Here is a 9,545-nt window from a genome sequence, read left to right as displayed (position 1 = left end):
GCACGCCATGCCCAGGTTCACAGGGTACTGCGTGTTGGGCGTGAGATTGATGGCCTGGCCCTTTTCATCCAGGTGGATCTTCAGGCCACAGCCGGTGGAGCAGAAGCCACACACCGCGTGGGCCACGGAGACTGGCTGGGTGCGGGAGGGCAGGCTACCGAGGCCAAATTTGGCAGGCTCCAGCACCAGTTCCTTGGTCATGGGGCCGTTGAAGGCCCGGATCAGTTCAGGGAGACGCGCGCTCATGTTCATTCCAGTGAGGGGTCGATCAATGATGGTGCGGAGTCATCGGCACCCCGGGCATCCGGGTGGCGACTCCGCCGGCGAAGTAGAGATGACGCTCGATCACCTGAGAGGCGAAGGTCGTCACGAGTGAGATGGTGGCCCAGGCGGCGATGAGGTTGCCCACATTGCCCATGGCGAGGAATCCGAAGACGGTGGAGATGATGAAGAGCAGCACCCGCACTTGCAGAGCGCTCTGAGCCAGCGTGGCCAGGGTCTTGGCAGAGCGATGGCAGGGGTGGTGACTGTTGCCGAGGGCAGTGGATTGCAGCGACCACTCATACACGAAGAGGCCTGTGCGGAAGACGATGGCCGCAGCGGCAAAGAGCGTGGCATACACCGGCCCGCCCTGCCACAGACCCAGCATCTGCAGCCAGCCCAGCACGGCCGCCGCACTGGCACTGCCCAGCAGCACCGTGGTGCCGAAGAACTTGGCAAAGGTGATGGGCGCAACCCAGTAGGAGCGCCGTGTGTCCACGTACACCATGCAGGAGCAGAAGACACTGGCCAGACCCGCCGCGACCGTCAGACCGACCAGTGCAGGATGATTGAACCACCAGGCAAGCGCACCGATCTTGAAGAATCCACCGAAGGCCATGACCTCGCGGCTCAGCCATGACTTGCGCCAGCCCAGGAAGGCCCGCCAGGCGCGGAAGGGTTGCCCCAAGTGGAGCACGCTCGTGCCCAGACCGGCGGCCAGGACCACCAGTGCGGCCAGGCTCAGCGCCTGCATCTTCGCGGGTTCCACCCATGAGCAGAGGGCAGCGATGAAAATACCCGTGGCCATCTGGGTCAGCACCAGCATCCAGGCCAGGGGCCCGTGCATCTCCTCCAGTTGCAGCTCCCCGTCATGCTGGGGGCGGGCGAAGTCAGGAATCGGCTTCGAGGAAACATAACTCGTGGTGGGATGCGTGTAGGAGGAATCAAACGCGCCAGGCAGCAATCGCTTGCCCGGCTTGCGGGTGGCTTCCTTCACCACGTCCATCTTCACAATGCGGATGGCAATCGCGCCGTTCGGGCAGGACTGCACACAGGCGGGAGCCTCACCCACCGCCAGACGCTGCTGGCACATGTCGCACTTGCGCACAATGCCGCGCTTGGGGTTGTACTTGGGCACATCGTACGGGCACTTCAGGATGCAGTACGAGCAGCCGATGCACTGATCATCCAGATGGCGGACGATGCCGGTTTCCTCATCTTTTTCATAGGCCAGCACCGGGCAGCCCTCGGCGCAAGCCGGGTCTGTGCAGTGATGGCAGGCGGTGGTGACCGTCTGGACATAGGGTTCGTCCCGGCAACCGGCCAGCGCCCCCATGTCCCGCCAGCTCTCGTGCTCATCCAGTCCGTTCATGGAGTGGCAGGCGGCCACACAGGCCTTGCAGCCCGTGCACTGGTCCAGATTCACCTCAAACGCGAACTGCTCCCCTTTGAGCGGTTTGCTCAGCGGGATCAGGTTCTTGTAATAACGCGCCTGGAGCGGCTCGTCGTGGGCCTGGTCATGCCATTCAGAGAACTTCGACACCGCCGTGGAAAAGTCCTGCTGTTCGGCCAGGAGCTTGTCCACGAGTGAGGTGCGGTGGTCGAGGGTCATTGGTGAAGTGAAAAGTTAAGAGTGAAAAGTGAAAAGTCTCTAGAGGTGAAAGGGTTCTTTCTCAGAACCCGATGCCTTTCAACCCATCGCTTCCGAGAACAGCACCTGCAGATCGCCGACCGAGTGCCGGTTGCAGAACTTGTGGAAGCTCTCCTCTGGCTGGCGTTTGGCGAGGTAGGTCTTGAGCATCGCCTCCAGTGTGGTGCCGAGGGATTCGTAGGGCACGGCGCTGAAGATCTGGCGGCCGACCATGCGGTTCTCACCAAACCCACCGCCGACGGTGACGTGGTAGCCTTCGCCGGACTCGCCCTTGGCCTTGGTGCCGAGGAGGCCGATGTCGCCCATGAAGTGCTGGGCGCAGCTGTGCGCGCAGCCGGTGAAGTGGATGTTCACCGGGGTGTCCAGCTTCACGCGCTTGTCCAGGTAGTCCATCATGGCGATGGCGTGACCCTTGGTGTCGCTGGCTGCGTATTTGCAGTAGCGGTTGCCCGTGCAGGCTACGAAGCCGTTGCGCAGCGGGCTCTGATCTGTGGGGAAGCCGAGCTTTCGAAGCGCCTTGCTGGCCGTGGCCACGAAGGCGGTAGGCACATTGGGTACGATGAAATTCTGCCAGACGGTCAGGCGGATCTCGCCGGTGCCGTAGCTGTCGGCAATGTCCGCGATGCGCTCCAGCTGCTTGGCCGTGAGCTGGCCCACGGGCACGCTGGCGCCGATGTAGTGCAGGCCTTCCTGCTTCTGCGGGTACGCCCCCACATGGGAGTGACCCTGCTGGGAGAAACGACGGGGCAACTGGAGGGGCGAGTCAGGTGCCAGACTTTGCAGAGTGTATCCCAGCACCGCTTCCACGTCATTGCGGAAGCCATCGAGTCCCCGCCCCTCCAGCAAATACTTCAGCCGGGCCTTCTTGCGGTTGGTCCGGTCGCCATCGCGGATGAACACCCGCACGATGGCAAGAATGACTTTGTTCAGCTCCTCGGGCTTCACGAGCACGCCCCAGTCGCTGGCGAAGGTCTTGTGACCCGTCACACCGCCGAGACCGATGCGGAACCACAGACCGGGCTCGATGCCCTGGTCGTTCGTGCCGATCTCCACCGCGGTGGCACCGATGTCATTCGTGTCCTCCACGCTGCTCACCAGACCACCGCCGTCGTAGGCGATGTTGAACTTGCGCGGCAGGTCGTAGAACTCCTTGCTGGCGATGATGTGGGTGGCCAGTTCATTCACATACGGGCGCACATCCACCAGCTCGTACGGGTCATAGCCCGCACAGGGGTTCATGGTAATATTGCGGATGTTGTCCCCGCCGGCGCCCTTGGAGTGCAGACCCACGGACTGGATGCGGCGCAGCACTTCCGGGCAGTTCTTGGGCTCAATGAGCCGGATCTGGAAGTTGTTCCGCGTGGTGATCTGGATGTAGCCAGTGGTCAGCTCACGGGAGATCGCGGCCAGCTCGCGGAGCTGGAAGGATTTCACAATGCCACCGGGGATGCGCAGGCGGCACATGTAGCCGTCCTTCACCGGGGAGAGCCAGAAGAGGCCGTTCCACTTGTTGCGGAACACCGTCTCCGGTTCCGGGGCGGCGTTCCACCGCGCATCGATGATGAGCTGCTCGATCGCGTCAAAGGGGTGCACATCACGCTTGATGCGCTCCTCCTTGGTGAGGTCTTCCAGATTCACGCGTGGCTCAGCGGAAGGCGGGGCCATGGGCAGGGGCGACATGTCGCCGAAGCTCACGCCGCGCGCCTGAAGGGCGGCGAAGAAGCCCTCCAGATAGCGCTTCTGATCGCTGCTGAAGTCCTGGGCTGCCGGTGCGGGTGCGGGTGTCACGGTGCGGGAGGGTGGGGGAAGAAGTTCAGTAGACATCGCGGGCATAGCGTTTGGTTTTCTTCAGGTCGGCCACATAGGCCGCGGCTTCGTCGGCGGACTTGCCGCCCTGCTGCTGGATGATGGTGTGGAGCGCGGCGTCCACGTCCTTGGCCATGCGGGAGGCATCACCGCAGACGTAGAAGTGGGCTCCTTCCTCCAGCCAGCGCCAGAGCTCGGCGGCATTCTCCAGCATCCGGGTCTGCACATAGATCTTCTCCACCTGATCGCGGGAGAAGGCCAGGTCCAGGCGGGTGAGGAACCCGCTCTTGTGCCAGTCCTGGATCTGGCTGCGGTAGAGGAAGTCCGTGGACTCCTTCTGATCACCGAAGAAGAGCCAGTTCTTTCCTGGAGCCCCGGTGGCTTCACGTTCCTCAAGGAAGGCGCGGAAGGGGGCGATGCCCGTGCCTGGGCCCACCATGATCATCGGCTTGGAGGCATCCGCCGGCACGCGGAAGTGCTTGGCCGTGTGGACGAAGACGCCGGTGGGGGCACCGACCTCCAGGCGGTCCGCCAGGAAGGTGGAGCAGACACCCTTGTGCGCCACGCCGTCCTTCTCGTAGCGCACTGCACCCACGCAGAGGTGCACCTCATCCGGGTGCGCCTTCGGGCTGGAGGCGATGGAGTAAAGCCGGGGCTGGAGCTTGCGGAGCCCGGAGATGAAGTCCGTGGTCGCGCGGGGCTTTCTCCGGAGTGACGCCCAGCAGATTGCGCACCTCATAGGCGGTCTGCAGAGCCGTCTTGAGCGGGGCCTCGCTGCCATCGGGCAGGGGCACAGGAGTTTCAGGGTCCAACCCATGGGCGGCGATGATGGTGGCCACCACCTCCGGGCAGTTCTGGGTGAAGACGCCCAGGGCATCCCCGGTTTCATACACCAGACCGCTGTCCTTCAGCGAGAAGGCGATGTGGCGGGTGTCCTTGGACGAGCCCTGTTGGTTGAGTTCCAGATTGCCGATTAGCGCGGCGGGAAAGGGGTTCTTCTTCGAGTAGCCGGTGGCTTCCTCCTGCACCGGAGCCGGGACTGCGGCGGGTGCGGGAGCGGCCACTGCGGCACCAGCCGAGGCCGGACCGGCGGACTCCAGGGATTTGAAGACGCCTTCGCTCCAGTTCTTGGCAAGTTCATCGAACTCCACATCGCAATCCACCCGCGGGTGAATGCGGGAGGCGCCGAGCTGCTCGAGGCGTTCGTCGAGTTTGCGACCGGCGAGGCAGAACGTGTCGCCGTAGTTCATGTCCCCCAGCGCCAGCACGGAGTAGCGCAGGCCGTCCAGCTTGGGGGAGGAGCCGTTCTGATTCAGGCCGTCCCAGAAGCTCACCGCATTGTCCGGCATGTCGCCCTCACCCCAGGTGCTGGTGATGATGATGAGATTCTTCTCCGCGGCGAGTGCCGCAGGTTGCAGGGCATCCAGACCCGCGGCGCGGGCGGCGAAGCCACGTCCGGAGGCCTCCTTGACCAGCTTCTTCGCGAGAGACTCGGCATTGCCGCTCTGGCTGCCGAAGGCGATGAGGAGCGGTAGCTTCTCCACGGCAGGGGCCGGGGCGCCCAGAGCGGGGGCACCGCCCTGACCCTGGCTGAGGATGCCGGCCAGGAAGCCGTTGAGCCAGGCTCGTTGATCAGAGGTGAAGGGGGCGCTCTCAGGAATGATGGGAACGGTGGTCATGTGGGTCGGGAAAGCTTGGGGTTCGAGGTATCTTCGAGGCGGCAGGCGGGGAAGCGCACGGGGGCGGTCAGTTCATTTCAGCGGCGGGAGAGGAGCTGCAGGAGCAGCCAGAGCACGGTGAAAAGCAGGATGAAGAAACCGGTGCGGTAGAAGCCGAGCGGGTTGCGCTCCAGCAGGGATGTGCCGCGCTCGTGGAAGGGTTCCACCTTGTTCGGGTGGGCGAGGTCAAAGGTGAGCTCCGAGTAATGCTGGTAGCGGCGCTCGGGATCGATGGAAATGGCGCGCAGGACGATGGCCTCCAGCCACGGTGGGATGTTGGCATTCAGCCGGGTGGGGGACTTGGGCGCGCTAAACGACGGCGTCTGGAAGCGCTCAATACGTCCGTAGGGCAGGCGGCCAGTGAGTGCCTGGAAGAGCGTCACGCCGATGGCGAAGATCTCGGTGCGCTCGCTCACCGGGCCGCCGTGGAAGCGCTCCGGGGCCAGGTAGCTGGCCGTGCCCGCGCGGGAGGTGACGGAGAAGATCTCCGCGGCGCTGCCCAGATCCACAAGCTTGAAGCTCAGGGCATCGCCTTCACGCAGCACCAGCACGTTCTCCGGCTTGATGTCGCCGTGCACGAGATCCAGCTTCAGCAGGGCGGCGGAGGAGCGGGAGAGGAAACTACCGAGCGCCAGCGCCTCGTCCACATGCAGGCGGCGGGTGGTGAGGAGCGTCGCCAGGCTGGGCGCATTCACAAACTCCATCACATAATACCGGGCGGTGGCCCCGGCAGGCTCCTCAGAGCGGACAAAGAAGTCGTTCTTGATGCGGGTGGCGTTCCACACCTCGCGCAGATAGGCATTGAGGTGCTGCTCGCTCTCCAGAGCCTCTACGGGCGCAAACTTCAGCACCACGTGGATGCCATCCTTTTCGGCGAGCCAGACGCGTCCGCCGATCTGCAGGGGCCGGAGGAGTTCGTAGCCGTCGAGCACCTCCCCTTTGGCAAGGGCAGTCGGGATGGTCAGGCTGCGTTCACTCATGGCCCGCAGTTTTCCGGTTTCGGCAATATCGATGACAATGGCGCTCATGTCATCGAGCGTTTCATCACTGGCGGCCGCGCGCGCCGTCTTCACAATGCTGCGGGCCGAGCTGCGGCCCTCCAGCGCCGTGGCCAGACCGGCCACTTCGTAGTGATTGCTCACGCCATCGGAGCAGAGGAAGGCCACATCACCGTCCCGCACCTCGGTTTCAAACACATGGGGATCCAGTTCCGGGGCCATGCCCAGGGCCTTCGTCAGCACGTTGCGGCGCTCATCATCCACATGATCTTCAGAGAGCACCAGCATGCCGCCCTGGCGACCCAGGCAGATGCGGGAGTCGCCCACATTGACGCCATAGAGGCGGTCGCCTTCGATCACTGCCACAGCCAGGGTGGAGACCATCTCCGGCCGCTCAAAGCGGGCCATGGACTCCTGGTAGAACATGCGGTTGAGCAGCTTCGTGAACTCCTCCAGCGCCCTCGCGGGCTCCCAGGACTTTGGCCGGGCCTGGTAGTGGCTCACCAGGGAGCTCACGGCCCGCTGTGCCGCCTCCCGGGCGGGCTCACCCGTGCCAGCCCCGTCGGCCAGCACGGCGATGACGGTGTCACCCCAGGACTTCACCGCAAAGGCGTCGGAGGAAGGGGTGTCCTTCTCCCGGGCCATGCCGTAGGTGCTGGGGTGAATCTTCATGAGCGGAGTAGTTTCTGAAAGGGGGCGATGAACGGGATTTAGGAAATAAAGATCAGATGCGGGCCTCGGTGAGGGCGCCCCAGGTGGTGCGCCAGCGGTTCTTCACCAGCGCCAGACCGCAGATGGCCAGCACACAGAGTCCGGCAAAGACCAGGAAGCCCACACTGCAGGAGCCGGTGGCGTTCTTCGCGTAGCCCAGGGAGGTGGCCAGGTAGAAGCCACCCACCCCACCGCCGCAGCCCACGAGGCCGGTCATCACACCCAGGTCCTTGCCGAAGCGCTGGGGCAGGAGCTGGAACACGGAACCGTTCGCCATGCCGAGTGCACCGCTGATGACCAGAAAGATGGCCAGGTTGCCATACTCATGGTGCGTGAAAGCTGCTGCCACCAGACCGACGGCCGCCAGCGAGTAGAAGGCGAGCAGCGAGCGGATGCCGCCGAACCGGTCTGCCACGCCGCCACCCACCGGGCGGAGGATGGCGCCAATGAAGGTGCAGGCCGCCGCATAGTCACCGGCATGCACGGCGGTGAGGCCGAACTCGCTCTTGAAATACAGCACGTAGTAGCTGGCCAGACCCACGAAGCCGCCGAAGCTGACCGTGTAGTAGAAGCAGAACCAGTGGGCGTCCTTCTCCTTCAGCAGGTTCACATAGTCGCGGATCTTCTTCTTCTTGAACTCACCGGGAGCCTCTTTCGAGATGAGGATGTAGGCGATGAAGACCAGGATGGCCGGGATCAAGGAAAAACCAAACACGCTCTGCCAGCCGTAGGCATTGGCCAGACGCGGGGCGATCAGGCTGTCCAGCACCACGCCCACGTTGCCCGCACCGGCCAGCCCCATCACCACGCCCTGGAGGCGCGGCGGGTACCAGCGACCTGCCTGCGGCAGCGCCACGGCGAAGCTCGCCCCGGCGAACCCGAGCACAAAGCCGAGCGTGAGCACGGTGGCAAAGCTCTGCACCCCCAGCAGCCAGGCTCCGGCCAGGCCCAGCATCACAATGATCTGTGCCAGGATCCCGGTCGTCTTGGCACCGATGCGGTCCACCAGCATGCCCAGCACGAGGCGGAGGATGGCCCCAGAAAGAATGGGCACGGCCACCATCAGGCCCTTCTGCCCGGCATCCAGATGCAGGGACTCCCCGATCTGCGCTCCCAGCGGACCCAGCACGGTCCACACCATGAAGCTGAAGTCAAAGTACAGGAACGTGGTGAGCAGGGTGGGCCAGTGCCCTGAGTTCTTGAGGTCGGCGAATTTCATGCGGTGACGGATGCAGGTGTGGAAGCGTGCGTGCGGCGAGGTTTGCGGATGGCGGTGGGAGTCGCCCGGGTTTTGGCCTGGGCGTTTTGCGTTTTCTTTGAGGAAGTCTTCTTCAGGGCGCGGTGGTAGATGTCCGTGCGCCAGCAGGCGGCGGAGGCCTGGGCGGCCACATCCTTGAGCTCCTGCGGGATCAGGCCATGGCGGACGAACTCGCCCAGCAGCCAGCCGGCCTTCTCCAGCGTGGGGACGTTGGCATCCCGCCGGTGGAAGATGTGGAAGTTCGAGGCATCACGCAGCTGCTTGGTGCCGTCATCAAAGGGGCCGATGAGTGAGAGACGCAGAATGCCGGGATCCACACGCAGGTGGCCGCCGCCCGTGAGGATGTCCACGATGCGGGGGCGGTTCTCGGGTTTGTCGCAGTATTCGCAGGCCTCCTGGAGCGCGCGGATCATCGCGTTCAGTGCCTCGGGCTTCTTCGCGGCGAAGTGCTCTGTGGTGAGGAGGATCTTCTCCGGATGGCCGGGCATGATGTCCTCGCTGATGGCCGGGCACCAGCCAGTGCCATGGGCGATGGAGAGGGAGTTCCAGGGCTCGCCCACGCAGTAGCCATCGATGAGGCCCGCGTTCAGAGAGCCGGCCATCTGGGTGGGTGGAAGCACCACCAGACGCACATCGCGATCCGGATCGATGCCTCCGCTCTTCAGCCAGCGGCGGATGAGGAAATTATGCGAGGACGTGCGGGCGACGATGGCAAAGGTGAAAAGGCTCTGCGGCGTGCTGCGGATGAGCTTCTGCAGGGTCTGGGCATCCCGCACCCCACGATGCCAGAGATTCATGCTCAGGGTGATGGCATCGCCATGCAGGTTGAAAACAAACGGGCAGATCGCCGGGCAGACGGCACCCTCCAGCCCGAGTCGCAGCGAGAGGGCCAGACCGGCAATGGAGTGGGCGGCATCGATCTGCCCGTAGAGGATCTTTTCCCGGATGGTGGCCCAGCCGACCTCCCGGCTCAGCTCCACCTCCACCCCGTGTTTCTCAAACAAGCCCAGCTCATCCGCGATGAGCAGCGGGGCACAGTCGGCCAGGGCAATGAAGCCCACGCGCACCTTGCTGGGGGCGGGCTTGGAGCTCAGGGCTGGGGTGGATGTGGTGGAATTCACGGTGCAGATCAATGCATGCCG

At 64.1% G+C, this 9,545-nt stretch carries 7 protein-coding genes and 1 pseudogene; all 8 read right to left on the bottom strand.

The features are described 5' to 3' along the window. Positions 1–246, bottom strand: a pseudogene (locus tag BV106_RS30755) (nitrate reductase); the annotation flags it as partial. 22 nt (positions 247–268) lie between these two features. Beyond that, positions 269–1,873: a DmsC/YnfH family molybdoenzyme membrane anchor subunit gene (locus BV106_RS30750; protein ID WP_051946584.1), complete on the bottom strand. Its 1,605-nt coding sequence runs from the start codon at positions 1,871–1,873 to the stop codon at positions 269–271. Between the two features lie 78 nt (positions 1,874–1,951). Beyond that, complete coding sequence (locus BV106_RS30745; protein WP_051946583.1) at positions 1,952–3,736, bottom strand: NirA family protein; 1,785 nt, start codon at positions 3,734–3,736, stop codon at positions 1,952–1,954. Continuing rightward, positions 3,726–4,358, bottom strand: a complete 633-nt coding sequence (locus BV106_RS39020) for a hypothetical protein (RefSeq protein ID WP_265596248.1) — start codon at positions 4,356–4,358, stop codon at positions 3,726–3,728. Before BV106_RS39020 ends, BV106_RS30745 begins: the two co-directional genes overlap by 11 nt. Then, entirely contained in the window at positions 4,327–5,397 is a 1,071-nt protein-coding gene (locus BV106_RS39015; protein WP_038171306.1) for a flavodoxin domain-containing protein, read from the bottom strand. Before BV106_RS39015 ends, BV106_RS39020 begins: the two co-directional genes overlap by 32 nt. Positions 5,398–5,474: 77 nt before the next feature. After that, positions 5,475–7,106, bottom strand: a complete 1,632-nt coding sequence (locus BV106_RS30730; protein WP_038171304.1) for a bifunctional protein-serine/threonine kinase/phosphatase — start codon at positions 7,104–7,106, stop codon at positions 5,475–5,477. Positions 7,107–7,158: 52 nt separating this feature from the next. Continuing rightward, a complete protein-coding gene (locus BV106_RS30725) occupies positions 7,159–8,364 on the bottom strand; it encodes a nitrate/nitrite transporter (protein WP_038171302.1) in 1,206 nt (401 codons plus the stop codon). Further along, entirely contained in the window at positions 8,361–9,524 is a 1,164-nt protein-coding gene (locus BV106_RS30720; protein WP_265596245.1) for a CmpA/NrtA family ABC transporter substrate-binding protein, read from the bottom strand. Before BV106_RS30720 ends, BV106_RS30725 begins: the two co-directional genes overlap by 4 nt. Between the last annotated feature and the right edge of the window lie 21 nt (positions 9,525–9,545).

Source organism: Verrucomicrobium sp. BvORR106, assembly GCF_000739655.1.
GTDB lineage: Bacteria > Verrucomicrobiota > Verrucomicrobiia > Verrucomicrobiales > Verrucomicrobiaceae > Verrucomicrobium.
The sequence above is the reverse complement of the archived record's forward strand: the minus strand, read 5'-3'. Positions and strand labels throughout refer to the sequence as shown.